This window comes from Williamsia herbipolensis (genome assembly GCF_036153515.1).
Classification (GTDB): domain Bacteria; phylum Actinomycetota; class Actinomycetes; order Mycobacteriales; family Mycobacteriaceae; genus Williamsia_A; species Williamsia_A herbipolensis.
In genome coordinates this window covers 1,221,558-1,248,211 of sequence record NZ_CP108021.1, presented here as the reverse complement: position 1 = coordinate 1,248,211, position 26,654 = coordinate 1,221,558, and the positions used below count along the sequence as shown (strand labels likewise).

Below are 26,654 nucleotides of genomic sequence, written 5' to 3'. Positions count from 1 at the left end.
TGGACGACCATGCCCACATCCGGTGACGCCCCCGTCTACCTCGACAACGCCGCCTCGACAGCCATGCTGCCCGAGGCCGTCGAGGCGATGACGCGGATCATGGCCGACCCCGGCAATGCCTCGTCGCTGCACGGATCGGGTCGCCGCGCCCGGCGCCACCTGGAAGAGGCGCGCGAATCCGTCGCCGCGTCCGTCGGGGCGCGACCGTCGGAGGTCATCTTCACCGCCGGCGGCACCGAGAGCGACAACCTGGGCATCAAGGGCATCTTCTGGGCCCGTCGTCGCGCCGACGCCCGCCGCCGCCGCATCGTGATCTCCGCGGTCGAACACCATGCGGTGATCGACCCCGCACAGTGGCTCGCCGACCGCGGCGACGCCGACCTGGTGCTCCTGCCCGTCGACGCCGACGGGACCGTGTCACCGGCCGCCCTGCGCGCGGAACTGGCCGCCCATCCCCACGACACCGCACTGGTGTCGGTGATGTGGGCGAACAACGAGGTGGGCACCATCGAACCCGTCGCCGACCTCGCTGCGGTCGCCGCCGAGTTCGGCGTCCCCATGCACTCCGACGCGATCCAGGCCGTCGGTCACATCCCGGTCGACTTCACCGCCGCGGGCCTGGCCGCCATGAGCATCGCGGCGCACAAGTTCGGGGGCCCGCACGGCGCCGGCGCCCTCGTGCTGCGACGCGACGTCGAATGCGTACCCCTGCTCCACGGTGGCGGGCACGAGCGCGACATCCGCTCGGGAACTCCCGACGCCGCCGCGGCGGTCGGCATGGCCACCGCCCTGGCGGTGTCCGTCGCCGGGCTCGACTCCTCGATGGTGCGGGTCGCGGCACTCCGCGACCGCCTGCTCGACGCGCTGTCGGGTACCGAGGGCTGCATCGTCAACGGGCCGCTCGGTGACCGCAGGTTGCCCGGCAACGCCCATGTCGCCTTCCGCGGCTGCGAGGGCGACTCCCTGCTGATGTTGCTCGACGCCCACGGCATCGAGTGCTCGACCGGTTCGGCGTGCACCGCGGGCGTCGCGCGCGCCAGCCATGTCCTGCTGGCGATGGGCATGTCGACCCCCGATGCCCGCAGCAGCCTGAGATTCTCCTTGTCGCCGTCGACGACCACCGCCGACGTCGACCGTGTCGCGGCGGTGATCGACGAGGTCGTCGACCGCGCCCGCACCGCCGGCATGGCCAGCGTCTCGGCCGGGGAGTACTGATGCGCGTCCTGGCCGCCATGAGCGGCGGTGTCGACTCGGCCGTGGCTGCCGCACGCGCGGTCGAGGCCGGCCACGACGTCGTCGGGGTACACCTGGCGCTGTCGACCGCACCGGGCACACTGCGCACGGGCAGCCGCGGCTGCTGCTCGAAGGAGGACGCCGGCGATGCCCGCCGCGTCGCCGACATCCTCGGCATCCCGTTCTACGTCTGGGATTTCGCCGACCGGTTCAAAGAAGACGTGATCGACGAGTTCGTAGGCGCCTACGCCGCGGGCGACACCCCCAACCCGTGCCTGACGTGCAACGAGAAGATCAAGTTCTCGGCGCTGTCCGAACGCGCCCAGGCACTCGGTTTCGATGCCGTCGCGACCGGGCACTACGCGCGCCTCGTCGACGGCGAGCTGCGTCGCGCGGTCGACGAGGACAAGGACCAGTCGTACGTGCTCGCGGTGCTGACCGCGCGACAGCTCGCGCACGCGATGTTCCCGATCGGCGACACCCCCAAGAGCGAGATCCGGGCCGAGGCGGCGCGCCGCGGCCTCGCCGTCGCCGACAAGCCCGACTCCCACGACATCTGCTTCATCCCCTCGGGCGACACCCGCGCCTTCCTCGGGGCGCGGATCGGGATCCGGACCGGCAAGGTCGTCGACGCCGTCACCGGAGAATCGCTGGCCGATCACGACGGTGTGCACGGTTTCACCATCGGCCAGCGCAAGGGCCTCGGGATCGACGCCCCCGCGGCCGACGGCTCCCCGCGCTACGTCACGGCCATCGATTCCGCGACAGCCACGGTCACCGTCGGTCCGCGCGACCGTCTCGACGTGTGGTCCATCGACGCCGAGCGCGCGGTGTGGACCCGCGGCACCGTCCCCGACGAGGACATCGACTGCGTGGTGCAGGTGCGCGCGCACGGTGGACTGGCCCCCGCCCGGGCGCGCGCGTCCGCCGACGGCACGGCGTTCACCGTCGAGCTCGGTGAACCGCTGACCGGTGTCGCACGCGGCCAGGCCGCGGTGCTCTATCGTCCCGACGCCACGCGGGGCGACGAGGTCATCGGCTGCGGTCGCATCGTGCGCGCGTGAGCGACACCGACCGGCCCGGTCCCCCCACCGGGGTGGCCACCGGCGTCGGTTCGATGCCCGGGCGCGATCCGCGCTCCGCGGCCGAGGTGGTGGCCGGCGAGGTCGAACTCGTGGCGCTGCCCGAGTTGCCCGACCGCGGGATCGGCTCGGACATCATCGGTCGCTGCGCCGCCCTGCTCGTCGGGATCCCGATGGACACCAGCGCGTCGGGATACCGCCTCGCGAACGGGACATCGATGATGGCCCGCCGCGCCCGCGACATGCTCGCCGCCGACCTCGACGCGTTCGAGGAGATCTGGGAGACCCGCGGTCTCAAGGGCGACCGGCCGTGGGTGAAGGTGCAGGTCTGCGGCCCGTTCACCCTCGCCGCGTCGGTGGAGATGGCCAACGGACACAAGGCGTTACACGACCGCGGCGCGTGGACCGATCTCGTCGGCTCCATCGCCGAGGGCGCGGCGAACCACGCTGCGGAACTGCGCCGCCGGCTCGGGGCGGACGTGATCGTCCAGATCGACGAACCGCTCATCGACCGCGTCATCGAGGGCAGCATCACTCCGCTGTCGCGCCTCGACGTCATCGACCCTGTACCGGCGGCGACGGTCGCCGAACATCTCGACACCCTCGTCGACGTCGTCGGGGGACCGGTGATCCTGCACCACTGCGGGCGCCGGTTCCCGTGGCAGGTCGCCGCCCAGACCCGGCTCTGGGGTGTCTCGCTCGACATCGACTCGATCGGCGTCCGCCGCGGATCCACCGCCGACCTCGACGGCTTCGGCGAGCTGATCGACCGGGGCACCGTGGTGGCGCTGGGCGCCGTGCCCAGCACCCGGCCCACACCCGAACGTCACGTCGAGCACGTGGTCGACGCGGTGACCGCACTCGTCGACACCATCGGCATCTCCCACGACGTGTTCACCGAGCAGATGATCATCACCCCGACCTGCGGGCTCGCCGGGGCAGACACCGACTGGGCACGCGCGGCGCTGACGATGGCCACGGCCGTCGCCGAGGCCCTGCCACAGCAGTAGCGCCCCCGTCGCGGTCAGCCGCGGTTCAGGCGCGGATGGTGACCGTGGTCCCCACGCCGGCCCACTTGTAGAGCGACGCCATCGTCGCGCCGGGGACGTGCACACATCCGCGCGAGCCGTTCGTGCGGTAGCGCGGGCTGCCGTAGTCGAAGTTCTGCCACGGCGAGTCGTGGAACCCGAAATCGCCGAAGAACGGCATCCAGTAGTGCACGAACACCCGGTAGTCGGACCCGACGAGGTACCGGTCGGTCTCCTCGGCGACGATCTTCCACGTCCCGGTCGGGGTGCGGTCGGTCCGATTGTCGATGCCGGTGGTGATGTAGGACGCCTCGACCAGCGATGACGTGTCGCACATCCGCATCCGCTGCTCGGAGATGCTCACGACGATCGACTTGCCGCCGACGCCGTCGCGGCATGCGGCGTTGTCGGCCGCGTCGATCGAGGAGGTTCTCGGGGCCGCGGTCGTCGGTGCCGCGGAGGTGACGGCGGCGGTCACCGCCCGCGACGACGGTGTCGTGGTGGAGAAGGATCCCGCGACCAGGACACCCGACACGATCAGTGCCAGCGGCACCACGATCAACGCCCACCAGTAGTCGCGCGACCACCCCGTGAGGTCGTTTCGCAGGCGAAGGGGCATGGCCACCAGGATGGCACAAGGGGCGGCCCGGCGATGTCAGCGCTGGTCGAGCTGCCGCACGAGTCGCGCGGGGGCGATCCGGCGGTAACTCGCGTCGATCAGCTCGCCCACCTCGTCCCAGTCCGGCGCGTCCCCCGACGGATCCGGACCTCCCGACAGATCGAGGCCCAGCCACCCGGCCGGACCGAGGTAGGCGGGAACGAACACCCGCGGATCGGCCCGCAACGCGTCGGCCTCGGCCGGATCGGGGTGGAACAGGATCGACTGCTCCCTGCGCTCGCCGCCGCGGATCGATCCGCCGTAGTGGCAGAACACCCGACCGCAGCGGAACGTCGGCCGGCCGTGGGCGATCACCTCGGTCGACTCGGGGAACGCCCTCGCGATGTCGCGCACGCGACCCAGCACCGGATCGTCGTCGTCGAACATGATCGGGTGCGGCACGCGGTCGAGAATCGCACATGCGCACGGCGCCGCGCGCCCTGTCGAGCGGACTCGGGTGTCGGTGCCGTCGACTAATCTCACGCAGGTGGACGACAGCACCCAGGGCACCGCAGGTCCGACCGACGGGGGCTCGGCCGATGCGGGTGTGCGCACGCAGTGGTCGGAGTTGGCCGAGGAGGTCCGCGAGCACCAGTTCCGCTACTACGTCAAGGATTCCCCGGTCATCACCGACGGGGAGTTCGACGCGTTGCTGGGCCGGTTGCAGCAACTCGAGGCCGACCACCCCGAACTCGCGACGCCCGACTCGCCCACCGCACTCGTCGGCGGTGGCTTCGCCACCGAGTTCGCCGCCGTCGATCATCTCGAACGGATGCTGTCGCTGGACAACGTCTTCGACGCCGACGAGATGCGCACCTGGATCGACCGTGTGGAGGCCGACGCGGGTACCGGGCTCGAGTACCTCTGCGAGCTGAAGATCGACGGCGTCGCGTTGGCGTTGGTCTACGAGAACGGCGTCCTGGTGCGCGGCACCACCCGCGGCGACGGTCGCACCGGAGAGGACGTCACCCTCAACGCCAAGACGATCGACGACATCCCGCACCGGCTCACGCCCAGCGACGACCATCCGGTGCCGGAGATCCTCGAGGTGCGCGGCGAGGTCTTCTTCCGGGTCGAGGACTTCGAGGCGCTCAACGCCTCGCTGGTCGCCGAGGGCAAACCCCCGTTCGCCAACCCCCGCAACTCGGCCGCGGGATCGCTACGCCAGAAGAACCCCCAGATCACCGCGCGGCGTCGCCTCGGGATGATCTGCCACGGCATCGGCAAGCTGCAGGGGTATGCACCCGAGTCGCTGCACGAGGCCTACCTCGCGCTGGGGGCGTGGGGTCTGCCGGTCTCGGCCCACACCCGAAAACTCACCGGCGCGACGGAGATCCTGTCCACGATCGCCTACTGGGGCGAACACCGCCACGACGTCGAGCACGAGATCGACGGCATCGTCGTCAAGGTCGACACCACCGCACTGCAGCGTCGGCTGGGCTCCACCTCGCGCGCTCCCCGCTGGGCCATCGCCTACAAGTACCCGCCGGAGGAGGCGACGACGACGCTGCTCGACATCGAGGTCAACGTCGGTCGCACCGGTCGGGTCACCCCGTTCGCGAAGATGGCCCCGGTCCTCGTCGCGGGGTCGACGGTCTCGATGGCGACGTTGCACAACGCCTCGGAGGTCAAGCGCAAGGGCGTGCTGATCGGCGACACCGTCACCATCCGCAAGGCCGGCGACGTGATCCCCGAGGTGCTCGGCCCCGTCGTGGACCTGCGTGACGGTTCCGAGCGCGCATTCGAGATGCCCACCCACTGTCCCGAGTGCGGCACCGAGCTGCGGCACGAGAAGGAGGGCGACGCCGACATCCGCTGCCCCAACAGTCGGTCCTGTCCGGCGCAGCTGCGCGAGCGGTTGTTCCACCTCGCCGGCCGGGGATCGTTCGACATCGAGGCGCTCGGATACGAGGCGGCCACCGCCCTGCTCTCCTCGGGCGTGCTGGAGAACGAGGCCGACCTGTTCTCGCTGACCGCCGACGACCTCACCACCGTCGGGTTGTTCACCACGAAGGCGGGAGCGTTGTCGGCCAACGGATCCCGACTGCTGGCCAACCTCGAGAAGGCGAAGGACGCGCCGTTGTGGCGGGTGCTGGTCGGTCTGTCGATCCGCCACGTCGGACCGTCGGCGGCCCGCGCGTTGGCCACCGAGTTCGGCACCCTCGAGGCGATCGCCGACGCCGACGTCGAGGCGCTCGCCCAGGCCGAGGGGATGGGGGCGACGCTCGCGGCGAGCGTCGTCGACTGGTTCGCCGTCGACTGGCACCGCGAGATCGTCGACCGCTGGCGCGCGGCGGGCGTCCGGATGGCCGACGAACGCGACGAATCCACGCCGCGCACCCTGACCGGGCTGAGCATCGTGGTCACCGGTTCTCTCGAGAACTACTCCCGCGACGGAGCGAAGGAGGCCATCCTCGTGCGCGGCGGCAAGGCCTCGGGTTCGGTGTCGAAGAAGACCAGCTATGTGGTCGTCGGTGAATCGCCGGGCACGAAGGCCGAGAAGGCCGAACAACTCGGCGTACCGATCCTCGACGAGGACGGTTTCACAGCGCTGCTGCGTGACGGACCACCCCCGGCGCCCGAACCCGAAGCGGATTCCGACGCCGAGGCGGAGACGGACGCGGCCGACGACTAGGACAGGGCCAGCACGGTCGTGACGATTCTGGACAGGTAGCCGATCCGCGCGATCTCCGACGGACGGAAATCGGGTCCGCCCGACCGCCCGAGCAGCAGTGCCTTGGTCGCCACCCCGTCGGCGGCCACACCGACCGGTGCGGCGGCCATGCGGGTGTCGGAGTCGCGCCACGACTGGGGCACCCACGCGGCGTCGGGGTCGAGCTGGGTGGCCGCGCCGATCGGGAGGAAGTCGACCCGGGTCAGCCGGGTCTCCGGCGCGCTCGAACTGGCGAACAGCTGGATGACACCGTCCCCGCCGGCGGTGATGATCGTGCTCCACGACACCCGCAGTACGCGCGGGGCGTTGTCCACGAGGACCTGCAGGCGGCGCGGTCCGTCGGCCGAGGCGATCTCGTCGACGAGTTCGAGCTCTCGGTGGGTCTCGAGGACACCGGTGTAGGGACGGATGGAGTCCACGCGGACCCCGTCGACGTTCTCGGCGGCGGTGATCAGGGTGTCGGGCAGCGAGCCGCGGGCGACCTCGACGACGATGTCGTCGACCGCGTAGCCCTCACCGCGTTCGACGACGTCGAGGGAGAGGATGTCGGCGCCGACCGATCCCAGCGACACCGCGAGCAGGCCGAGGCTTCCCGGTCGGTCGGCCAGGTAGACCCGCAACAGATACGACACGTCCGACATTGTCACACCGCGGTCGCGGCCCCGCTGTACGCGCGGGGCCGCTCAGGCGGTCGGGACGCGGCCGGGTTGCGCCGGATCGAGGGGTTCGATGCCCACGGCGGTGCCGTAGGCGCAGACCTCGATACCGGTCCCGCCGAACTCGGTGGTCTCGAAGCGGAACGCGACGACGGCGTTGGCGCCCTTCTGCTGTGCCTCGGCGGCCAGGCGCGACAACGCCTCCTGGCGGCAGTCGTGCAGGAGCTGGGTGACGCCCTTGAGTTCACCGCCCGCCATCGCCTTGAAACCGGCACCGATGTTCGAGCCGATGTTGCGTGACCGCACGGTCAGTCCGAACACCTCACCGAAGGTGAAGCCGATGCGGTAGCCCGGGATCTCGTTGCTGGTGACGATGATCATGGAGAGATGGTAGGTCGTTTCGGTGCGACGATGGGGCCATGTCATCGGTGCACGAGGAGTCCGCGCCCGACCCGGGAACCACGGGTGTCGGGACCACGCACGTCACGACGTCGGTGGCGCGGCGGATCGAACCGGGACGCGAACACGATTTCCTCGCCTGGACCGATGCGGGTATCGCCCTCGTGCGGACCTTCCCCGGATTCCTCGGGGGAGGGTGGCTGCGGTCGCCGTCGGATCCGTACGAGTACTACGTGCTGTTCCGGTTCGCGAGCGAGAGCGACCTCGAGGACTGGATGGCGTCCCCGATCCGGCGTGCCTGGCTCTCGCGTGGCGAGGGCGTCGCGGTCGAGCAGGTGGTCCATCGACTCTCGGGGGTCGAGGGGTGGTTCGAACCGCAGTCGACGCTGACCCACGCGGTGCGGGTGGTCGGCGCACCGCCGCCACGCTGGAAGCAGGCGATCACCATCTGGCTCGGGTTCTTCCCGCTGAGTCTCGCGATCAACTTCGGGGTCATCGCCCACCTCGACGGGGTCCCGCTGGCCGCCAAGACCCTCATCGCGACCGTCATCAACACCCCGCTCATGGTCTACCTGGTGTTGCCGTGGATCACCGCCCGTCTCCGGCGCTGGTTGTAGAGGCCACTAGTCTTGAGCGGGCTGCGACCGTGGGTCGCGGCGTTTCGTCGCACGTGGAAGGGATCCATCGGTGTCTGCCATCTCTCGGGACGAGGTCGCCCACCTGGCGCGGCTGTCGCGCCTGACCCTGCCCGACTCCGAACTCGATCAGTATGCGGGCCAGATCGATTCGATCCTGAGTCACGTCGCGCAGATCTCCGAGGTCGACGTCTCCGGTGTCGAGACCACCGCACACCCCGCGGGCCTGGTCAACGTGCTCCGTCCCGACGTCGTGGTGCCGGGTCTCTCGCCCGAGGAGGCGCTGTCCGGCGCCCCGTCGGTCGAACAGGACCGCTTCGCCGTCCCGCAGATCCTGGGTGAGGACCAGTGACCGCGATCCGTCCCGCCGGACCCATCACCGGGCTCACCGCGGCCGAGCTCGCCGACAAGATCCACTCCCGCGAACTGTCGTCGGTGGAGGTCACCCGTGCCCACCTCGACCAGATCGCCGAGATCGACGGTGACCTCGGCGCCTTCCTGCACGTGACGTCCGACGCCGCACTCGCCGCGGCGGAGGCCGTCGACGCGTCGATCGCCGCGGGTGAGGCCCCGGCGTCGTCGCTGGCCGGCGTCCCGCTGGCCTTGAAGGACGTGTTCACCACCACCGATGCGCCGACCACCGCCGGGTCGAAGATCCTCGAGGGCTGGATCCCGCCGTACGACGCGACCGTCACCCGCAGGCTCCGCGAGGCCGGCATCCCGATCCTCGGCAAGACCAACATGGACGAGTTCGCGATGGGCAGTTCCACCGAGAACTCGGCCTACCAGCTGACCCGCAACCCGTGGGACACCTCGAAGATCCCCGGCGGCTCGGGCGGTGGCAGCGCGGCGGCGCTCGCATCGTTCCAGGCGCCGCTGGCCATCGGCACCGACACCGGCGGTTCGGTCCGACAGCCCGCCGCGGTGACCGCGACGGTCGGTGTGAAGCCCACCTACGGGTCGGTGTCGCGCTACGGGCTGATCGCCTGCGCGTCGTCCCTCGATCAGGGCGGCCCCTGCGCGCGAACGGTTCTCGACACCGCACTGCTCCACGAGGTGATCGCCGGACACGACCCGCGTGACTCGACCTCGATCGACGCCCCCGTCCCCGACGTCGTGGGCGCAGCACGGGCCGGTGCGCAGGGCGACCTCGCCGGGGTCCGCGTCGGCATCGTCACGGAACTGCAGGGCGACGGGTACCAACCCGGCGTGCTCGCCTCCTTCACCGCCGCCGTCGACGCGTTGCGTGAGCGCGGCGCCGAGATCGTCGAGGTCTCGTGCCCGCACTTCGGCTATGCGCTCGGCGCGTACTACCTGATCCTGCCGTCGGAGGTCAGCTCGAATCTCGCGCGTTTCGACGCCATGCGGTACGGCCTGCGGGTCGGTGACGACGGCACCCACTCCGCCGACGAGGTGATGGCGTTGACGCGTGCGCAGGGTTTCGGCCCGGAGGTCAAGCGCCGCATCATGATCGGCACCTACGCCCTGTCGGCCGGGTACTACGACCAGTACTACGGGCAGGCGTTGAAGGTGCGCACGCTCATCGCCCGCGACTTCGCGACCGCCTTCGCATCCGTCGACGTGCTCATCTCGCCGACCACGCCGCAGACCGCATTCAACATCGGCGAGAAGGTCGACGACCCGCTCGCGATGTACCTGTTCGACCTGTGCACGCTGCCGGTGAACCTGGCCGGCAACTGCGCGATGAGCGTGCCGTCGGGGCTGTCGGCCGACGACGGGCTGCCGGTCGGACTGCAGATCATGGCGCCGTCGCAGGCCGACGACCGCCTGTACCGCGTGGGCGCCGCCTACGAGGCGGCGCGCGGCGACATCGCCTGAACCCGACGGCGCCGGGGCGTCCGGTCAGAACTTGTGCGGGATGTTGTTGATCACGCCGCCGTCGACGACGAACTCCGAACCGGTGGCGTAGGACGACTCGTCGGAGATCAGGAACAGCACGAACGACGCGATCTCCTCGGGACGGGCCGGACGCCCGAGTGGGATCGTCAGCATGTCGTCGGGGATGCCCTCGGTCATCGGCGTGCGGATCAGTCCGGGATGGATCGAGTTGACCCGTACGTGCGGGGCCAGTTCGGCGGCAACGGATTTCGTCAGCCCGCGAACAGCCCACTTGGTGGCGACGTAACCGTGGGCCCACGGGGTGCCACGCATCCCCTCGATCGAGGAGATGTTGACGATGGACCCGTTCTGTGAGGCGATCAGCGCGTCGGCCGCGGCCTGCATCCCCAGGAACGTGCCGGTGAGGTTGACGTCGACGATCTGCTGCCACTTGTCGAGGCGGAAGCCCTGCAGGGTCGAGCCGTTGGCGATTCCGGCGTTGTTCACCAGTCCGGTCAACGAGCCGTAGGTACCGACCGCGGTCTCGACGGCGACGGCCCAGTCGGTGGGACTGGTGACGTCGAGATGGACATAGGTGGCCGCGTCACCGAGATCGGCGGCGATCGCGCGACCCTCGTCGTCGAGGATGTCGCCGATCACGACCGATGCGCCCTCGGCGACCAGCGCGGCGGCATCGGCCGCGCCCATTCCCCGCGCGCCACCGCTGATCACGACGACCTTGCCGTCAACACGTCCCATGGTGTGTGTTCCTCACTGTCCGGTGTGGCTGATCTGATGTTCGGTCGTGGTCGAGAGATCCCGGGGGTCGGGGCGGTACACGCCACGACTGTTCACCAGCGGGAGGTCGAGCGTGGTGCGCAGTCCCGGCGGCGCGTCGACGACCGCGGGGATCGCGTTCACGATGCGCCCGGCCGCGGCGACGATGGCGGCGTGGTTGTGGTCGCCGTGCACGCTGGTCGGGCAGATGTCGACCACGTAGGACGGCTCGCCGCTGATCTCCACCCGATAGGAACCACCGGGTTGCGCCGACTGCGCCCAGTCGGGTCGTAGATCGGGCCGCAGGCGCGTGACGTGTTCGACCACGATCGCCGGGTGGTCACCGACCATCCCGCGGATCTCGAACCGGATGGCCGCGGTGGTGCCCTGCGCGATCGGTCCGGCGGCGATGGTGAAGTCCTCCGGTGCCGGTTCGCGCTCGTTGTGGTCGACGATCTCGTCGAGCGTGATGCCGAGCGCGTCCGCCAACTGCCGGATCGCCGATCCCCACGCGAGACTCAGCACGCCGGGTTGCAGGAACAGCGGCGGGTCGTCGACGGGGGAGCCGAACCCCATCACGTCGTAGATCACCTCGGCGCCGTCGTAGGTGGCGTAGTCGGCGATCTCCATGCAGCGGATCTGGCGGATCTCCTGGCAGGTGCCGGCCAGCGCGATGGGCAGCAGATCGGTCGCGAAGCCGGGGTCGACACCGGTGACGAACATACTGACACCGTGCGCGACGGCGGTCTCCTCGATCCGGTCGATCAGCCTGTCCGGCATCGTCTTCCACGGGTACTGGAACGACACCGGCGACGACCCCACCACGTCGACGCCCGCCGACAGCAGGCGTAGGCAGTCCTTCGTCGCCTCGCCCATCCGGGTGTCGCCCATGGCGCAGTGGACGACGCAGTCGGGCCCGGCGGCGATGACGCCGTCGAGGCCCTGTGTCGCCGTGATGCCGGTCGTGATGTCGAGTCCGGCGAGGTCACCGGCGTCGCGCCCGATCTTCTCGGGCGTGACCACACCCACCGCGACGAGGTCGAACCGTTCGTCGGTGATGAGTTGCCGCAGTGCGAGCCGACCGACATTGCCCGTCCCGACGAGGGCGACGCGGATGGTCATCGGCTTCTCCTGTTCGAGCGCAGAGGGGGTGAACAACAGATCAGACACTAGTCCAGACAGCTGATTGGTCAAGCCCTGTCGGCGTGGGCGGACCGTTTCGGGGCGCAGATCGGTGCGTACGCGGACTGTTCCGGCCCGTATTGGTGGCCGTGGCCGGCCGGGAACGACAACGCGCCGAGGAGGTCGACGCTCGTCTGGAGGAACGACGCGACCGGTAGCCACACCGGTCGCGGCAGGTCGTCGTGGCCGGGCCACCGCGGTGCGGGTCGCCACAGCAGCGACGGCGACCACCGGCCCACCGGATCGCTGGCGTTGACCACGACCTCCCGATGGTCGGCCCGGGACGCGACGGTGTGTGCGGGAGGACCGGCGAGCAGGGTGGCACAGACCGCGACGCCGCGGTGTCGCGCCCAGATGCGCGCCGCGTCGGCGCCGATCGCACCGAGGCTCTGGCCGTACAGGTAGATCTGCGGACGCGCGTGTGTCGGATGGTCGTCGAGGTCGCTGTCGAGGGCGTTCAGCGTCGCGACGGCCGAGCTGCGCGCCACGTCGGCCGCCCCGCCGACGAAGGCCTGCCAACTCGGTGCGTCGTCGTAGGGGAGGGCGATCGTCGTGACGTCCCCGTGTAGGCGGGTCTCGAACCCGACGACGGCGTCGGTGTCGACCCACCCGGAACCGGTGGGTACGGCCACGACGACCGCGCCGCGTCGGGCGCCGCCCGCGGCGCGCCACCGCGCCACAAGGTCTCGGGCTCGTTCGGCGACCGGCCGGGCGTCGAACGGTGCGCTGATCACGAGTCGATCCGCGGTCCTCGTCGTCGTCGCCTCCTCGATCGACGACGTGGTCGGTGCGGCCGGTACGGCCGCGGCCTGTGCGACACCGGTTCCCGTGAGGACGACCGCCGAGGCCAGCAGCGTCGTGGGTCGCGGCGCGACGAGCGCCGCGACGCCGACCGCGACGACCGCCACCGACGCTGCGGCCCAACCCGTTCCGATCTCCGGCATCCCCATCGCGCCACGGAGCACGTTCTGCCACCACACGGAGATCGACATCGATGCCGCCACGGCGACCGCCGCCGCGGTGCCCGACAGACGTCCCACCCGTGCGCCTCGCCCCCCACCGATCAGGTGGGCGAGACGGCCGATCGCGGACCCTGCCAGGAATCCGACGGTCATGGTGACCCCGAGGGTCGCGGCGTGGACGAGCGGATCCCGGGGGAGGGATCCCGGTGCGGCGGCCACCACCGCGCCGATCGCGGCACCGAGGACCCCGGCGCGTCGGGGCCTGCGGACGCCGGGTGTCATGGCCGCGCCACCGCGACCGCGATCGAGACCCCGATGTCGCCGAGGTCCTCGCCGCCCACGGGATCCCGCCCGCCCTGGCGCCAGGTGTTACCCGAGACCCCGATGTCGACGAGATCGGCTGCGGCCGTGCAGATCGGGTCGTCGCACACCCGATGCATCCCCTCGATGAGGTCGTGGTCGATGCGATGTCGTGCCCATGGCCCCAGCGGGTGGCCGGTGCGCGCACCCCACCGCAGGAGGTCGTAGCCGAGATCGTGGATCCTGCACAGTGGTTCGAAGCGTCGGGGGAGTGGGATCGGCGACGAACACCCACCGCCGCCCGCCGCCGGCGAACCGTCGATGATCACCGGCGTGTACCCCAGGGCCGCGCGCGGATCGGGACCCAACGCGGTGAGGGCACCCATCGGGTCGGGTCCGGTGAGGGCCGCCACCGCGGCCCCGGCCGGGGTCAGGAGATCGGCCGGTGGCGGGGTCCATCGCGTCGCCGCGTCACGCGACCCCCACAGTCCGGCCTGCGCGGCCACCATCAGCAGGCACAGCAGGAGTCCGAAAGTGATCAGGGGCAGGAGGATTCGACGTCTCGCGTTGGTCATGGGCGTCACCGTAGGAACGCGGCGTGCCCCACCACATCACCCTGTGGCGCGATTCGTCGCCGGTGCTCCGGTGGGTGTCCGGCCGCGGTGTCATACCTGCGGGGCACCGGAGAAGTCCCTCGCCGGTATGAGGACGACGACCGTGGTCGGGACCTAGCCTGGTCACCGATGAAGGAGTCCAGATGACACGACGACAGTCCGTGGCGGCCGCGCTGCGACGGGTACCCCTGGCATCGGATCCCGCGGTGGTCGCGTTTCTCGCCCGTCCGATCAACGTGGTGCTCACCGTCACCGCACTGGTCATGTTCGCCGTCGCCTGGCCGACGCTGTCGGTCACGCACCATGTGCTGACCGTCCTGCTGCCCGTCGTCGCGGCCTTCGCATCGCTGCCGATCATGCTGGCGTGGGCGAGACCCGCACCGGCATGGGGTGTCTCGGTGATCTCGGCGGTGGTGATCGGTCTGGCGTTCGAACCGGTGAACGGGTGGGCGTGGCACATCCAGGTCGTCCACGTCATCGAGATCCTGGTGCTCACCACCGCGACGTTCCTGCGTGGACCCATCCGGTTCACGCCGATCGCGTGGGCCGCCACGTGTCTGATCACGCTCCTCGGCGCGCCCGCCGGCGCCCGTGCGGGGTGGATCGCCGGGGTCACCGTGTTGTTCGTCATCTGCGTCCTGGTGCGCGTGCTCGTCCGCTCCCGCCGCCAGCTGGCGCAGGAGACCGAACTGAAGGACGTCGCCGCCTCACGTAGCGCCGTGCTGGCCGAACGCGCCCGCATCGCTCGGGATCTGCACGACGTCGTCGCGCATCGGATGTCGGTGGTCGTCGTCGCCGCGCAGACCGCCCGATACCGCGTCGACGGGGTGAGCGACACCGTCGACGCCGAGTTCCAGTCGATCGCGGGGATGGCCCGTGAGGCGCTCGACGAGGTGCGCCAGATGCTCGGGGTGCTCCGTGTCGACGACGACGCGGCACCGCAGGCCCCGACGCCGGGCGTCGCCGACATCGACCGTCTCGTCGCCGCCACGCGCGGGGCGGGGATGGCCGTCGACTACACGCTGACCGGCCGCGATGCCACCGTTCCCGAGACCGTCGGCGTCGTCGCCTACCGGATCGTGCAGGAGGGTCTCGCCAACGCCGCCCGACACGCCCCGTCGGCCCCGGTGTCGGTGGCCGTCGACGTGTCGGCGACGGTGGTCAGCGTGACCGTGCGCAACGGGCCCGGCGATCCGGCCCCCTCCGACACCCATCCGGCCGGTGGCCACGGCATCCCCGGCATGGTCGAGCGGGCCCATGCGGTCGGCGGCTCGGTCGACGCCGCGCCCGACGGCCACGGCGGTTTCCGTGTGGCGGCCGTGTTGCCGTCGCGACCGCCGCTCGCCGCGATCACGGCGGGCTGATCGCATGCCGATCACCGTCTTCATCGCCGACGACCAGGCGATGGTGCGCCAGGGGTTCGGGGCTCTGCTGTCGGCGCAGCCCGACATCTCGGTGCTCGGCGATGCCGCCGACGGGGTCGCCGCCGTGGCGGGCATCCGACGCACGCGTCCCGACGTCGTCCTGATGGACGTCCGGATGCCGGAGATGGACGGTCTCGCCGCGGCACGCATCGTGCTGGCCGACGCCGGCGGCGACGGCCCGAAGGTGTTGATGCTGACCACCTTCGACATCGACGACTATGTCTACGAGGCACTGCGCATCGGTGCCTCCGGGTTCATGCTCAAAGACGCGCCGGCCGAGGAACTGATCCGTGCGGTGCGCGTGGTGGCCGCCGGAGACGCGTTGCTCGCACCATCGATCACGCGCCGTCTCATCGCCGAGGTCACCGGTCGGCGGCGCACACCGTCGACCACATCGGGGCCGTCGGTGGCGCTGCGGTCGCTGACCGGTCGGGAGCGCGAGGTGCTCGAGTGTCTCGCCGAGGGGAAGTCCAACGCCGAGATCGCGGCCGACCTGTTCGTCGCCGAGCAGACCGTGAAGACACACGTGAGCAACCTGCTGGCCAAACTGTCGCTCCGCGACCGGGCTCAGGCGGTGGTCTTCGCCTTCGAGAACGGCGTGCGCTGACCGTCAGGGGCGGGCACGCGCCGACGGGTGATCACCGACCACACCGACGGCCAGGGCCACACCGACGACCAGGACGACCAGGGTCCGGGCGCGAGCGGACGGGACCGGCGCCGGAGGTGGATGGCCACCATGGCGATGAGTGCGGCGACCGTCGCGCGGCCCGGCGCGGTGCCGAGAACACCGGCGGCATGTGACACCGGTTCCCAGATCATCCGCAGCGTCGAGGTGACGATCTGCGAGTCGGTCTCGGTCACCGGCACGCCGTCGCCCTGGCGGCGGGAGTTGGCGCCGACACCTGCGTCGGCGAGGTCGGCCGCGGTCTGGCAGCCGTCGTCGACACAGCTCGCGTGCATGCGGGTCGACAGCTGCCTGTCGAGGGACTCCCGGGCCCAGGGTCCCAGCGGGCTGCCGGTGAGCGCGCCGTAACGCAGCAGGTCGTAGCCGAGGTCATGGGTCTTGCACGGTGCGTCGAACGACATCGGCATCGCGATGGGTGACGAGCAACCGCCGTCGGGGTTGGCCGGTACGCCGTCGATCAGCACCGGTCGGTATCCCATCTCGTCGGCGAAGCCCGACGGGATCAGGGCGATCGCGTCGGCCGGACGGGGACCGGTCAGGGCGGCCACCGCGGCGCCGGTCGGGGTGTTCGCGCCGAGGCGCGCGGAATCGACGTCGGGGGCCGAGAGGGTGGTCGGTGCCGTCAGCGCCGTGGTCATCATGGGTGCCGACGACGTCGTCGACAGCGATGCGATGACCACCCCGGCCGCGATGATCACCGCCGACACCAGCAGACGGCCGAACCACGCCCGTAGGGTGTCGAGTCGGCCGGTGGTCATCGGACAGACTCTACCGGTGGTATCGAAACCCACCGGTATCGAAACCGCCGGATGACCGTCGACCGCGCGTCGGCCGTCGCGCGCCGCCGCCGTCGATTCCCTAGATTGTCAGTGCACGCAGGTGCCGGAGCGGACCACACGGTCCGCCGCCCCGATGCGCGCTGAAGGGACACCCACACGTGAGCAAGTTCGGCATCCTCACCTCCGGCGGTGACTGCCCCGGCCTCAACGCGGTCATCCGCGGGGCCGTCCTCAAGGGCGAGACCGTGTACGGGCAGGAGTTCGTCGGTTTCCGTGACGGGTGGCGAGGGTTGATCGGGGGCGACACGATGCCACTCGATCGCAGTTCGGTCCGCGGTCTGTCGCGGGAGGGCGGGACCATCCTGGGGACGAGCCGCGTCGGTCCGTACGCCGACCACGGCGGCGCCGACGTCGTCAAGGGAGTCATGGCCGACCTCGGCATCGACGGGGTGATCGCGATCGGCGGCGAGGGCACGGCGTCGGCCTCCAAGCGCCTGTACGAGGACGGGGTCAACATCGTCGGCGTCCCGAAGACCATCGACAACGACCTCGACGCCACCGACTACACCTTCGGCTTCGACACGGCCGTCGAGATCGCCACCGAGGCGATCGACCGCCTGCGCACCACCGGCAACTCCCACAAGCGCTGCATGGTGCTCGAGGTGATGGGTCGCCACGCCGGGTGGATCGCGCTCTACTCCGGTATCGCCGGCGGAGCGCACGCCATTCTCATCCCCGAGCAGCCCGAGAGCCTCGATCAGATCTGCGCCTGGGTGACCAGCGTGAAGAACCGCGGACGCTCGCCGATGGTGGTGGTCGCCGAGGGTTTCCGTCTCCCGGACATGGACGCGGCCCACTCCACGAAGGGACTCGACGGGTTCAATCGGCCCCGCCTCGGTGGCATCGCCGAGGTGTTGGCGCCGTTGATCGAGGACCGCACCGGCATCGAGACCCGCGCGACCGTGCTCGGTCACATCCAGCGCGGCGGGTCACCGACCGGGTTCGACCGCGTGTTGGCCACGCGCCTGGGGATGGCGGTGACCGACCTCATCGCCGACAAGAACTGGGGCCACATGGTGGCGCTGCGCGGGACGCGCATCGTGCGGGTCGACTTCGGCGAGGCGCTGGCCAATCACAAGACCGTGCCGCAGGACCAGTACCAGGAGATCCGCGTCATCTTCGGCTGAGCCGACCGCGCCGATGCGGGCGCACGATCCCGGGAGGAGGACCCGATGAACCGCGACGACATGTTCGCCGCGATCGCCGCCGAGCGAAGGGAACTCGCCGACGCGCTCGACGGTCTCGACGACGCACAGTGGGCGACGCAGTCTCTGTGCTCGGAGTGGACGGTACGAGAGGTCGCCGGGCATCTGGTGATGCCACTGATCACCGGTCCGGCGACGATCGTGCGCGCGGTGGTGCGCGCCCGCGGGAACCTGGCCCGGGCCAACGTGATCTCGTCGCGGCAGGTCGCCGGCGATCATCGCGACGAGCTGCCGTCGCTGCTGCGCGAGCACGCGCAGAGCCGGTTCACGCCACCGTTCGGCGGACCGCAGGCGCCGCTGACCGACCTGCTCGTCCACGGCCAGGACATCCGCAGGCCCCTCGGGCTCGACCGCGCGTTCGATCCCACGCGACTACGGGTGGCGCTCGACTTCCTCTCGACCCGGGGCGCCTTCGCGTTCGGGGCGAGCCGGGCCGACGTGACCTGGGTCGCCACCGATCTCGACTGGCGTTCGGGTCGTCCCGGCGCGCCCGAGGTCCGGGGCCCGGCGGAGGCCGTGTTGCTGACGCGCGCGGGACGTCGTGTCGCGCTCGCCGACCTCTCCGGCGACGGTGTCGCCCGCCTCAGCTCCGCGGGATGACGATCCACAACGCGAGGTAGACCAGCACCTGCGGACCCGGCAGCACGATCGACAGCACGAACAGCAGTCGCACGAGTCCCGCACTCATGCCGAAACGTTCGGCGATGCCGCCGCACACGCCGCCGAACCACGAGTCGGTTCTCGACCGCCGGAGACGGCGTGGGGCGGACGGTACGGGTGCGTGGTAGCTCATGGCTCTCCCTCGGATGCAGGGGGTCGGCGCGTTCGCCGACCCCGGACCCTCGACGGTAGGGATGTACCGGCCGCGCGGCATCGGGGTTCACCCCGGCTTCGACCAGGGGATCGCCGCCCCGAGGTCCTCAGGGCACCTTCGGGGATTTCCGGTCCGGGGTGTACGGCAGAGGTGTCACCGAACCGAGGACCGTGAGGAACGAGGAGTCCCTCGGGGAGCCGACACCGGTGGCGGTGTCGTATCCGCGTGTCGACTGCAGGCTCTGGGTGGGCAGTTCCAGTGTCCGGAGGCTGAACTGGCGACCGCCGGCCGCGGACTCGGTGTCGGTGAAGTTGACCCGGAACACCGACGGCGTGGTCCCGAACTCCGCCGTGCTGTTCAGGTCCGCCTCGTCGACGTCGTACAGGCTCGCCGTCTTCTGCTGGTACGCCGCGTAGATCCGCGGGTTGAGGAACCCGAGGTCACGCCCCGCCTTCTGGTTGGCCACCGCCGCCATACCCGCGATCAGCGGCGCCGCCAGCGACGTGCCGCCGATGCGGTATTCGTCGTAATAGCTGCCATCGGTGAACTTCTGGGTCTGACCGACGAGGAATCCGGTGTTCGGATCGGCGAGCGCACTGATGTCGGGGAGCGCGCGGCCCGTGGTCCCGGTGGCGCCGGTGCTGCCGTCACGGGCACCGTCGGTGATGCCCTTCTGATAACTCGGCTGCGGGAACACCTTGCTGATCCCGCCACCGCCACCACCGGAGAACGACGGCCCGGCGGGATCCAGTGAACCGGTGAACGCGTAGCGGGTCGACGTCGGAGGTGCGGCGCCGCTCGGCAACGGCGCGAGAGTGCCTGTCGCCGTAGTGAAACCGGTCTGCCAGCCGACCTCGAATGCGCGTGTCCACCCCGGTTGGTTGACCGGGTTCGCCGGGTCGTCGATGCCGTAGATCCCGCCGCCTGCGGTCGACGACGTCGGCGCCGCCGCCACGGGCTTCGCGCCGGAGCCGAACACCGAGCCACCCGCACCGGCGACGATGGCCGCCGAGGTGCCACCGACCGCGGTCACGTTCGGGGTGTTGGCGTAGAAGTCGACCGACGTCGTGCCCAGTGTCGTCTGCTCGTCACCGTTGTCGCCGCTGGAGACGAAGATGCCGATACCGGTCGCAACCGCCTGCGCGAAGATCCCGTTGAGGCTGTTGACGAAGCCCTGGGGGACCGACTCCCCGCCGAAGCCGTACGAGATCGAGATGATCGGCGCGAGGTGCTTGTCGACGATCGCCTTCACGCTGCGATCGAAGTCCTGGTTGGCGTTCGACGACGCGACGTAGAGGATCTTCGCCGCCGGTGCGGTGGTGTGGATGGCCTCGGCGTCGAGGGTCTGCTCACCGAAGAAGGCGCCCGGATCGTTCTTCGGCGTCGTCGGGTGCTGGTAGATGCCCGGCGGCACGATCTGGCTGATCTGCGGATCGGGCAGGTTGTGCAACCGCGAGTACTGGGTCACGTCAGACACGATCGTCGGACTGGCGTTGGCTCCCACGAAGGCGACGGTCTGACCGGCGCCGGTGTCGCCGGAGCCGAGTCCGTACAGACCACGCACCTGAGCCGGTGTGTAGCCGCAGGGGGCCAGCGGTTTGGTCGTGCTGCCATCGACGGCGGTGGGCAGCGTCACGGTCTTCTCGCCCCAGGAGGTCGAACACGGTGTCCCCGAACGGAATCCGACGCCGGGGTCGGCGACCTTGGCCGGGGTGGTGCCGTTCGGACTCTCGTTCGGGGGACGGACCGCGGGGACCGCCTCGGCGCCGTCGTCGAGACCGACGACCGCGCTGACCTTCCCGGCCAGCGCGGCGGGAACCGCCGGCGCGCGGGTGGGTGCCCGCATGATCCGACCGAAGGCGTCGTAGGTCGACAGTGTGGTGTCGAAGGCCGCCGTCGCGTCGCCGGCTGTGCCCTCGACGGCCACGTACTGGCGGTCCGACGGCACGTCGACGACCCGCAGGCCCGCTCCGCGCAGCCAGTCGGTGACGGCGGCGACGTCGTGTGTCGTGGGGGAGAACCGGTCTCGGAACTGTTCCGGGGTCAGGTATCGGCCGAAGGACGCGGTGCCCGGCGTGCTCACCGCGCGGGTCAGCGCGGCCAGGCCCGCGGTGTCGCGCCACGGGAGATAGACCCGGGCGTGGACGATGTCGGAGTCGGGAACGGGCGCCCGCAGGGCCGTCGGCGTCGCCCACGACGGGCGACTGTCGGGGAGTCGGGCGCTTGCGTTCGCACCACCGGCGACCACGCCGGTCACCGCGAGCGCGGCGACACACCACGTCGTCGTTGCGATCGCGACACCACGAAGAGACATCGACACCACGAACCCCCAAGCCGGTGGACCTCGACCGTCTCGGAAGGACGGTGTCCGGGAATCTCACCACGAGGACCAGTGCCTTGCGTAACTAAAGACCGACTTGTCGTGTTCGCCCGACCAGATCGCGTCGGCCTAAACTGGTCCCATGACTGCTGCGACCGTCGACCTCGTCGACTACGACGACGTGATCCGTGATTTCGATCCCGTCCTGGGCCTCGAGGTCCACGTCGAACTCGGCACCGAGACCAAGATGTTCTGCGGATGCCCCACGGCGTTCGGGGCCGAGCCGAACACCCAGGTCTGCCCGGTCTGCATCGGCCTGCCCGGGGCTCTCCCGGTCGCCAACGCCGCCGCGATCGAGTCCGCGATCCGGATCGGCCTCGCGTTGAACTGCTCGATCCGTGAGTCGAGCCAGTTCGCGCGCAAGAACTACTTCTATCCCGATCAGCCGAAGAACTACCAGATCTCGCAGTTCGACGAGCCCATCGCGTACGACGGACACCTCGACGTGGTGCTCGGCGACGGCACCACCTGGCGGGTCGAGATCGAACGTGCCCACATGGAGGAGGACACCGGCAAGTCGCTGCACATCGGCGGCGCCGGCCGGATCCACGGTGCGAGCCATTCGCTGCTCGACTACAACCGGGCGGGCGTGCCGCTCGTGGAGATCGTGACCCGACCCGTCACCGGCGCCGGCGAACGCGCCCCCGAGGTCGCGCGGGCCTACGTGGGTGCACTGCGCGACCTGCTCAAGGCCCTCGGGGTCTCCGACGTCCGGATGGACCAGGGGTCGCTGCGCTGTGACGCCAACGTGTCACTGATGGCCAAGGACGCCACCGAGTTCGGGACGCGCACCGAGACCAAGAACGTGAACTCGCTCAAGAGCGTCGAGGTCGCCGTCCGGTACGAGATGCGCCGACAGGCCGCGATCCTCAACGACGGCGGCGAGATCATCCAGGAGACAAGGCATTTCCAGGAGGTCGACGGAACCACGTCAGGCGGTCGCCGCAAGGAGACCGCCGACGACTACCGGTACTTCCCCGAACCCGATCTCGCGCCGGTCGCGCCCGACCGTTCCTGGGTCGAGCACCTGTCGACCACGCTGCCCGAGTTGCCGTGGCTGCGCCGCGCGCGCATCCAGACCGAGTGGGGGGTGTCCGACGAGGTGATGCGCGACCTCGTCAACGTCGGTGCCATCGACCTCATCATCGCCACCGTCGACGCGGGTGCACCGGCCGAGACCGCACGCAGCTGGTGGGTCAGTTTCCTCGCGCAACAGGCGAACTCGCGCGGGGCGGAGTTGGCCGATCTCGCGATCACGCCCGCGCAGGTCGCCACCATCATCGGCCTCGTCGAGGCGGGCACGCTGACCACCAAACTCGGTCAGCAGGTGGCGGTCGCCGTGCTCGACGGCGAGGGCGAGCCCGAGCAGATCGTCGCCGACCGCGGGCTCGAGGTCGTCCGTGACGACACCGCCCTGCAGTCCGCCGTCGACGCCGCACTCGCCGCCAACCCCGACATCGCCGACAAGATCCGCTCCGGGAAGGTCCAGGCGGCCGGCAAGATCGTCGGCGACGTCATGAAAGCGACACGGGGACAGGCCGACCCGGCCCGGGTGAAGGAACTGGTCATCGCCGCCTGCTCCTAGGCGGTGTCGGTCACGGTCGTCGGCGAACGCAGGGCGAGGACCACCATCGCCGACGCTGCGACCGCGATCAGACCGGCTGGTGCCAACCACGCCTCGCCGATCGTGGAGAGGATGCCGCTCCCGGCCCACGAGCCGCCGGCGATCCCGACCTGGAACGCCAGCACGTACACCGCCGACGCCGCGAGGGGGTCGACCAGGGGGTCGGCGTGCGACGCTCGCAGCACCGCGCTCTGCAGTGTAGGTGCAGCGCAGGCGAACGCGGCGCCCCAGAGGAGCACCGCCAGGGTGAACAGTGTCGCGCCGCCGGTCGTGATCATCACCATGGCGACGGCCATCCCGCCGAGGATCGCGCTGAGGACGGCGCGCAAGCGGTGGTCGAGGAATCGCCCCACGAGCGACACCGTCACCAGACCTGCTGCGCCGTAACCGATCTGCAGGGCCGACAGCGACGTCGATCGGATACCGACGTCGTCGGCGAGCAGCGACAGGTAGGTGTAGGGGATGTAGCACGCCGCCACCACCGCCACCGTCGCCGTACTGAGGCCGAACACCTGCGCGGGAATGGTCGGGAGTCGACGCAGGCGGCGGCCACGGGAACCAGAGGACCCGACGCGGGGCCGGGTCTGCGCCGCCGGGAGGGTCGCACGCGCCGCGACCGCGAGGACGACGGCCATCACACCCACCGCCATCGCCGTTGGTCGCCACCCGACGAGACCGGTCGTCGCGGTCACCAGGGGAGCACCCACGACGAGTCCGAGTGCTCCGCCCACGAACACGCGCGCCGTAGCCCGACCCGGCGCACCTGGGCTCATCGACGCCGCCACCGTCGGCACCACCGACCACAGCAATCCGTGCGGGATGGCCGCGACCGCCCGGGCGGCGTAGGCCCACCACAGGTTGTCGGAGAGCGCGAAGGCGACCTGCGACACCGCCAGGACGAGCAGCGACAGGACGATGAGACGGCGTCGGTCGAGATGACGCGTGAGCGCCACCACCGGGATGATCGCGACGCCGGCGGCGATGGCGTAGACGGCGAGCAAGGTGCCCGCGGCGGCCTGCGAACACCGCAGTCCGGCGGCGAGTTCGGGCACGATGCCCACGGGGAACATCTCCGCGGTCATGTAGACGAACAACGCGCCGGTCAGGGTGATCGACGCGCGGTTCCATCCCGCGTCACCGGATCGGCCGCGACGCTCGGCGCTCACAGGCCGTGCGTGTCGAGGAAGTCGCCGATGTCGTCGATCCAGGTCGAGGCCTCCGACGGGGTGAAGATGTGGCCGGCGTCGGGGTACTCGAGAACCCTGGCGCCGGGGATGGTCCGCGCCAGCGCGCGGGTGGTGGTCGGGAGCACGATGCGATCCTGCCCTGCCACGACCACCGTCGTCGGGACGGACACCGCCGCGGCATCGGTGGTGATGTCGAGCGTCGCGGCGAGGAGGGCCTGATCGGGTCCACCGTCGGGGAGCGATGCGGCGGTGTCGACGACCGCCCGTTCGGTGGCGGCGGGGTCCAGTGTGCTCAGAACATGGGGCGACGACAACGCCACGAGCAGCCGGGCGAGCGTCGTCGGATCGGTGGCCGCGAGATGTCGCCACACATCGACCACGAGGCGGATCTGCGCGTCGGCTCGGGCGAAACCGACGGTGAGGAACAGTCCGGACACCCGGTCGGGATGGCGCTGCGCCGCGGTGACGGCCACCGCACACCCCAACGACAGCCCCAGTATCGGGAAGCGGTCGTGCCCGTCGGCGACCGCGGCGGCCACCAGTCCGTCGGCGAGCGCCTCGAGCTCGAGCGGACGCGACTGCCGCGGCGTGGACCCCGATCCCGGATAGTTCACCCCGACCAGTCGACGCCGCGCGGACAACGCCGCGATCACGTCACCGAAGTTGAGGTCCACCGCGCCACCGGCGCCGTGGGCGAGCACAAGGGGTCTGCCGGCACCGGAGGCGATCACATCGGGCCGGTCGATGTCTGCTGCACGTGTCATGGTGACCGACGCTAAACTCTGACACCGGTGTGAAGGTCAAGCGTTCATCGCGCATCGACGCGGAGGTGTGGCCGGGTCCACGGTCGTGAGGAGAGGTCGCGCATGAGAATCGGTGAGGTGGAACGACTCACGGGCGTCTCCGCGCGATCGCTGCGCCACTACGACGCCCACGGTCTGCTGGCGACGAGCCGCCACAGCAACGGCTACCGCGAGTTCGCCGACGGAACGGTGCAACAGGTCGTCCGCATCAAGAGGCTCATCGAGGCGGGTTTCACCCTCGAGACGATTCGCGACGTGCTGCCCTGTGTGAACGGTGACCGGGTCGAGATGTGCCCGGAGGTCGCGTCGCTGATCCGCGAGGAACTGTCCGAGATCGACGACGCCATGGCCGATCTGGCGCGTCGCCGAGATCTCGTCACCTCGATGTTGATCGGGCAGCGCCTGTCTCGCTGAGACCCTTCGGCGCGACGGCGCGTCCGGATCAGACGTTGCTCTCGGAACTGGTCGGCGGGAGGAACCGCACGACGCGGTCGTCGGTGGCGACCGGGCGTCCGCCCTGCTTGTTGATCGTGCCCACCTGGAACAGTCCCGACGGCAGCGCTGTCATCCGCCCCAACGCGCCGTAGCGCTTCTCGAACACGACGACCGGCGGCGACACCGTCGGCTTCTCGCGCGTCGGCTCGCCGAGCAGTTCGACCCGCTGGGTGCGCGCGGTCGAGACCAGCACGCTCGATCCGGCTGCGGCACAACCGGATATCTGCGGTCGGTCGGGCCACGTCCACAGCGGGCGCAGGGTGCCCGTGGTGTCGATGATCTGCAGGCGGTCCTCGGTCGGCGCGCGATCGGTCAGGTACAGCTGACCGCTGCTCGCGTTCGCGCAGATCGTCGCGTTCGCCCCGAGCCCCGACGCCAGGACCCGCGGCGCGGCAGTGCTGCCCGAGGTCAAGGCGGTGACCGAGAGGAGCTTGCCCGCCAGCGAACCCGGACTCGCGGCCGAGGAGGGATCGCCGGCATCGCCGGTGGCCACCAACAGCTCGGTGGGCGAACGGAAGTGCAGCGAACCGACGTTGCCCGTCGCGCCCTTCGGGATGCCCGTGAGGATCGGTTTCGGTGTGTCACCGGGCGCGATCCGGACCACCCGGTTGTCCGAGGCGGTCGAGATGTAGGCGTAGATCAGGCGATCCTGGTCGTAGGTGGGGGACGGCGCGAAGTCCATCAGACCGCCGTCGCCGTCGGCGTCGACGGGGATCGACGCGATGACCCTCTTGGGTCCGTTGCGACGGGTGGCGATGATCTGACCGGTGGTGCGTTCGGCGACGACCGTCGACTCGCCCTGGGCGTCACCGCCGGGCATCACCGCGCTCGTGGCACCGAGACAGGTCGCGATGACCGCCGGATCGGGATCGACGCACGGGCCCGTGGGTGCCGGCCCCTCCTGCGGCGACTGACTCGGTGGTGTCGGTGTCGGGACCACCGGCGTCACGGTCTCGGAGGTGAAGTCTCCGGCGGCCCGCGCACGATCCTCATCACCGAAATCCGCACAGCCGCCCAGCAGCGTGGCGACGACCAGCAACGCCGTCGTCACGACGACGATGCGTGTGCGGCGTGCTCGGTCGGACATGCGCCCCAGGGTAGGTGATCGGCGCGACGCGGCGGTGTCACGTCACCGGCGAGCGCCGCTCGACCACCTAGG

Annotated in this window: 27 protein-coding genes; 13 read left to right on the top strand and 14 right to left on the bottom strand. The window is 70.5% G+C overall.

Annotated elements, in window-relative coordinates; all coding sequences use genetic code 11:
• Positions 1–9 precede the first annotated feature (9 nt).
• From OG579_RS05685 to OG579_RS05675, 3 genes are read left to right on the top strand one after another with little or no spacing between them, the layout of a single operon-like run.
• Positions 10–1,215 carry a cysteine desulfurase family protein gene (locus OG579_RS05685; protein WP_328858395.1) on the top strand — a complete coding sequence of 402 codons (1,206 nt, stop codon included), beginning with the start codon at positions 10–12 and terminating at the stop codon, positions 1,213–1,215.
• Positions 1,215–2,297, top strand: coding sequence for a tRNA 2-thiouridine(34) synthase MnmA (gene mnmA / locus OG579_RS05680; RefSeq protein ID WP_328858394.1), 1,083 nt, complete (start codon positions 1,215–1,217; stop codon positions 2,295–2,297). The genes OG579_RS05685 and mnmA overlap by 1 nt, the downstream gene beginning before the upstream one ends.
• Complete coding sequence (locus OG579_RS05675) at positions 2,294–3,325, top strand: uroporphyrinogen decarboxylase/cobalamine-independent methonine synthase family protein (RefSeq protein ID WP_328858393.1); 1,032 nt, start codon at positions 2,294–2,296, stop codon at positions 3,323–3,325. The genes mnmA and OG579_RS05675 overlap by 4 nt, the downstream gene beginning before the upstream one ends.
• Before the next feature lie 25 nt (positions 3,326–3,350).
• Here OG579_RS05675 and OG579_RS05670 read toward each other — a convergent pair whose 3' ends face one another.
• Positions 3,351–3,962, bottom strand: a complete 612-nt coding sequence (locus tag OG579_RS05670; RefSeq protein WP_045823393.1) for a L,D-transpeptidase — start codon at positions 3,960–3,962, stop codon at positions 3,351–3,353.
• 36 nt (positions 3,963–3,998) lie between these two features.
• Positions 3,999–4,403, bottom strand: coding sequence for an MmcQ/YjbR family DNA-binding protein (locus OG579_RS05665; protein ID WP_328858392.1), 405 nt, complete (start codon positions 4,401–4,403; stop codon positions 3,999–4,001).
• Between the two features lie 145 nt (positions 4,404–4,548).
• On the opposite strand from OG579_RS05665, the gene ligA reads away from it, so the two are divergent.
• The gene (gene ligA, locus OG579_RS05660; protein ID WP_408068802.1) at positions 4,549–6,636 is read left to right on the top strand and encodes an NAD-dependent DNA ligase LigA; all 2,088 of its coding nucleotides are present in this window, start codon (positions 4,549–4,551) and stop codon (positions 6,634–6,636) included.
• Here the strand turns inward: ligA and OG579_RS05655 are convergent.
• Positions 6,633–7,316, bottom strand: a complete 684-nt coding sequence (locus OG579_RS05655) for an ACT domain-containing protein (protein ID WP_045823391.1) — start codon at positions 7,314–7,316, stop codon at positions 6,633–6,635. The two genes, ligA and OG579_RS05655, sit on opposite strands and share 4 nt — an antisense overlap.
• A gap of 42 nt (positions 7,317–7,358) precedes the next feature.
• Positions 7,359–7,712 (bottom strand): YbjQ family protein, encoded by a 354-nt coding sequence (locus OG579_RS05650; RefSeq protein WP_045823390.1) that lies wholly within the window; start codon positions 7,710–7,712, stop codon positions 7,359–7,361.
• A gap of 38 nt (positions 7,713–7,750) precedes the next feature.
• Between OG579_RS05650 and OG579_RS05645 the strand changes: the two genes are divergently transcribed.
• The 3 genes from OG579_RS05645 (at position 7,751) to gatA (ending at position 10,204) form a co-directional block, all read left to right on the top strand.
• Positions 7,751–8,347, top strand: coding sequence for an antibiotic biosynthesis monooxygenase (locus OG579_RS05645; RefSeq protein ID WP_328858390.1), 597 nt, complete (start codon positions 7,751–7,753; stop codon positions 8,345–8,347).
• A gap of 70 nt (positions 8,348–8,417) precedes the next feature.
• Positions 8,418–8,717, top strand: a complete 300-nt coding sequence (gene gatC / locus OG579_RS05640; RefSeq protein ID WP_045823388.1) for an Asp-tRNA(Asn)/Glu-tRNA(Gln) amidotransferase subunit GatC — start codon at positions 8,418–8,420, stop codon at positions 8,715–8,717.
• A complete protein-coding gene (gene gatA / locus OG579_RS05635; RefSeq protein ID WP_328858389.1) occupies positions 8,714–10,204 on the top strand; it encodes an Asp-tRNA(Asn)/Glu-tRNA(Gln) amidotransferase subunit GatA in 1,491 nt (496 codons plus the stop codon). The genes gatC and gatA overlap by 4 nt, the downstream gene beginning before the upstream one ends.
• A gap of 24 nt (positions 10,205–10,228) precedes the next feature.
• On the opposite strand, the gene OG579_RS05630 is transcribed toward gatA, so the two are convergent.
• From OG579_RS05630 to OG579_RS05615, 4 genes are all read right to left on the bottom strand, one after another.
• Complete coding sequence (locus OG579_RS05630; protein ID WP_328858388.1) at positions 10,229–10,963, bottom strand: SDR family oxidoreductase; 735 nt, start codon at positions 10,961–10,963, stop codon at positions 10,229–10,231.
• Positions 10,964–10,975: 12 nt separating this feature from the next.
• Complete coding sequence (locus tag OG579_RS05625) at positions 10,976–12,103, bottom strand: NAD(P)H-dependent amine dehydrogenase family protein (protein ID WP_328859166.1); 1,128 nt, start codon at positions 12,101–12,103, stop codon at positions 10,976–10,978.
• Positions 12,104–12,171: 68 nt separating this feature from the next.
• Positions 12,172–13,407: an alpha/beta-hydrolase family protein gene (locus OG579_RS05620; RefSeq protein ID WP_328858387.1), complete on the bottom strand. Its 1,236-nt coding sequence runs from the start codon at positions 13,405–13,407 to the stop codon at positions 12,172–12,174.
• Positions 13,404–14,000: a hypothetical protein gene (locus OG579_RS05615; protein WP_328858386.1), complete on the bottom strand. Its 597-nt coding sequence runs from the start codon at positions 13,998–14,000 to the stop codon at positions 13,404–13,406. Before OG579_RS05615 ends, OG579_RS05620 begins: the two co-directional genes overlap by 4 nt.
• A 182-nt stretch (positions 14,001–14,182) precedes the next feature.
• On the opposite strand from OG579_RS05615, the gene OG579_RS05610 reads away from it, so the two are divergent.
• A complete protein-coding gene (locus OG579_RS05610) occupies positions 14,183–15,403 on the top strand; it encodes a sensor histidine kinase (RefSeq protein ID WP_328858385.1) in 1,221 nt (406 codons plus the stop codon).
• 4 nt (positions 15,404–15,407) lie between these two features.
• Positions 15,408–16,070, top strand: a complete 663-nt coding sequence (locus tag OG579_RS05605; RefSeq protein WP_328858384.1) for a response regulator transcription factor — start codon at positions 15,408–15,410, stop codon at positions 16,068–16,070.
• Here OG579_RS05605 and OG579_RS05600 read toward each other — a convergent pair.
• Positions 16,031–16,906 (bottom strand): hypothetical protein, encoded by an 876-nt coding sequence (locus OG579_RS05600; RefSeq protein ID WP_328858383.1) that lies wholly within the window; start codon positions 16,904–16,906, stop codon positions 16,031–16,033. The genes OG579_RS05605 and OG579_RS05600 overlap by 40 nt on opposite strands.
• Positions 16,907–17,085: 179 nt before the next feature.
• On the opposite strand from OG579_RS05600, the gene OG579_RS05595 reads away from it, so the two are divergent.
• Together OG579_RS05595 and OG579_RS05590 are read left to right on the top strand one after the other, a co-directional pair.
• Positions 17,086–18,114, top strand: coding sequence for a 6-phosphofructokinase (locus OG579_RS05595; RefSeq protein ID WP_328858382.1), 1,029 nt, complete (start codon positions 17,086–17,088; stop codon positions 18,112–18,114).
• Positions 18,115–18,159: 45 nt separating this feature from the next.
• Positions 18,160–18,792, top strand: coding sequence for a maleylpyruvate isomerase family mycothiol-dependent enzyme (locus tag OG579_RS05590; protein ID WP_328858381.1), 633 nt, complete (start codon positions 18,160–18,162; stop codon positions 18,790–18,792).
• Here the strand turns inward: OG579_RS05590 and OG579_RS05585 are convergent.
• Positions 18,776–18,985 carry a PspC domain-containing protein gene (locus tag OG579_RS05585; protein WP_045823381.1) on the bottom strand — a complete coding sequence of 70 codons (210 nt, stop codon included), beginning with the start codon at positions 18,983–18,985 and terminating at the stop codon, positions 18,776–18,778. The genes OG579_RS05590 and OG579_RS05585 overlap by 17 nt on opposite strands.
• Before the next feature lie 127 nt (positions 18,986–19,112).
• Positions 19,113–21,320, bottom strand: coding sequence for a S53 family peptidase (locus tag OG579_RS05580; RefSeq protein WP_328858380.1), 2,208 nt, complete (start codon positions 21,318–21,320; stop codon positions 19,113–19,115).
• A gap of 148 nt (positions 21,321–21,468) precedes the next feature.
• Between OG579_RS05580 and gatB the strand changes: the two genes are divergently transcribed.
• Positions 21,469–22,971: an Asp-tRNA(Asn)/Glu-tRNA(Gln) amidotransferase subunit GatB gene (gene gatB, locus OG579_RS05575; RefSeq protein ID WP_328858379.1), complete on the top strand. Its 1,503-nt coding sequence runs from the start codon at positions 21,469–21,471 to the stop codon at positions 22,969–22,971.
• Here the strand turns inward: gatB and OG579_RS05570 are convergent.
• Both OG579_RS05570 and OG579_RS05565 read right to left on the bottom strand, forming a co-directional pair.
• Complete coding sequence (locus OG579_RS05570; protein ID WP_328858378.1) at positions 22,968–24,176, bottom strand: MFS transporter; 1,209 nt, start codon at positions 24,174–24,176, stop codon at positions 22,968–22,970. The genes gatB and OG579_RS05570 overlap by 4 nt on opposite strands.
• Complete coding sequence (locus tag OG579_RS05565) at positions 24,173–24,961, bottom strand: alpha/beta fold hydrolase (protein WP_328858377.1); 789 nt, start codon at positions 24,959–24,961, stop codon at positions 24,173–24,175. The genes OG579_RS05570 and OG579_RS05565 overlap by 4 nt, the downstream gene beginning before the upstream one ends.
• 102 nt (positions 24,962–25,063) lie before the next feature.
• Here OG579_RS05565 and OG579_RS05560 point away from each other — a divergent pair, with 102 nt between their 5' ends.
• Positions 25,064–25,414 carry a MerR family transcriptional regulator gene (locus tag OG579_RS05560; protein ID WP_045823242.1) on the top strand — a complete coding sequence of 117 codons (351 nt, stop codon included), beginning with the start codon at positions 25,064–25,066 and terminating at the stop codon, positions 25,412–25,414.
• A gap of 28 nt (positions 25,415–25,442) precedes the next feature.
• Here the strand turns inward: OG579_RS05560 and OG579_RS05555 are convergent, their stop codons facing one another.
• Positions 25,443–26,582: a PQQ-dependent sugar dehydrogenase gene (locus OG579_RS05555; RefSeq protein WP_328858376.1), complete on the bottom strand. Its 1,140-nt coding sequence runs from the start codon at positions 26,580–26,582 to the stop codon at positions 25,443–25,445.
• Between the last annotated feature and the right edge of the window lie 72 nt (positions 26,583–26,654).

Bases quoted from the DNA above. Each gene is read 5' to 3' on its own strand.
- OG579_RS05600 (WP_328858383.1), bottom strand. From the start codon at position 16,906: ATGACCACCGGCCGACTCGACACCCTACGGGCGTGGTTCGGCCGTCTG.
- OG579_RS05630 (WP_328858388.1), bottom strand. From the start codon at position 10,963: ATGGGACGTGTTGACGGCAAGGTCGTCGTGATCAGCGGTGGCGCGCGG.
- OG579_RS05670 (WP_045823393.1), bottom strand. From the start codon at position 3,962: ATGCCCCTTCGCCTGCGAAACGACCTCACGGGGTGGTCGCGCGACTAC.
- OG579_RS05580 (WP_328858380.1), bottom strand. From the start codon at position 21,320: ATGTCTCTTCGTGGTGTCGCGATCGCAACGACGACGTGGTGTGTCGCC.
- OG579_RS05685 (WP_328858395.1), top strand. From the start codon at position 10: ATGCCCACATCCGGTGACGCCCCCGTCTACCTCGACAACGCCGCCTCG.
- OG579_RS05650 (WP_045823390.1), bottom strand. From the start codon at position 7,712: ATGATCATCGTCACCAGCAACGAGATCCCGGGCTACCGCATCGGCTTC.
- OG579_RS05620 (WP_328858387.1), bottom strand. From the start codon at position 13,407: ATGACACCCGGCGTCCGCAGGCCCCGACGCGCCGGGGTCCTCGGTGCC.
- OG579_RS05610 (WP_328858385.1), top strand. From the start codon at position 14,183: ATGACACGACGACAGTCCGTGGCGGCCGCGCTGCGACGGGTACCCCTG.
- OG579_RS05565 (WP_328858377.1), bottom strand. From the start codon at position 24,961: ATGACACGTGCAGCAGACATCGACCGGCCCGATGTGATCGCCTCCGGT.
- OG579_RS05645 (WP_328858390.1), top strand. From the start codon at position 7,751: ATGTCATCGGTGCACGAGGAGTCCGCGCCCGACCCGGGAACCACGGGT.
- OG579_RS05605 (WP_328858384.1), top strand. From the start codon at position 15,408: ATGCCGATCACCGTCTTCATCGCCGACGACCAGGCGATGGTGCGCCAG.
- gatB (WP_328858379.1), top strand. From the start codon at position 21,469: ATGACTGCTGCGACCGTCGACCTCGTCGACTACGACGACGTGATCCGT.
- OG579_RS05590 (WP_328858381.1), top strand. From the start codon at position 18,160: ATGAACCGCGACGACATGTTCGCCGCGATCGCCGCCGAGCGAAGGGAA.
- mnmA (WP_328858394.1), top strand. From the start codon at position 1,215: ATGCGCGTCCTGGCCGCCATGAGCGGCGGTGTCGACTCGGCCGTGGCT.
- OG579_RS05615 (WP_328858386.1), bottom strand. From the start codon at position 14,000: ATGACCAACGCGAGACGTCGAATCCTCCTGCCCCTGATCACTTTCGGA.
- OG579_RS05560 (WP_045823242.1), top strand. From the start codon at position 25,064: ATGAGAATCGGTGAGGTGGAACGACTCACGGGCGTCTCCGCGCGATCG.
- OG579_RS05655 (WP_045823391.1), bottom strand. From the start codon at position 7,316: ATGTCGGACGTGTCGTATCTGTTGCGGGTCTACCTGGCCGACCGACCG.
- OG579_RS05625 (WP_328859166.1), bottom strand. From the start codon at position 12,103: ATGACCATCCGCGTCGCCCTCGTCGGGACGGGCAATGTCGGTCGGCTC.
- OG579_RS05555 (WP_328858376.1), bottom strand. From the start codon at position 26,582: ATGTCCGACCGAGCACGCCGCACACGCATCGTCGTCGTGACGACGGCG.
- OG579_RS05585 (WP_045823381.1), bottom strand. From the start codon at position 18,985: ATGAGCTACCACGCACCCGTACCGTCCGCCCCACGCCGTCTCCGGCGG.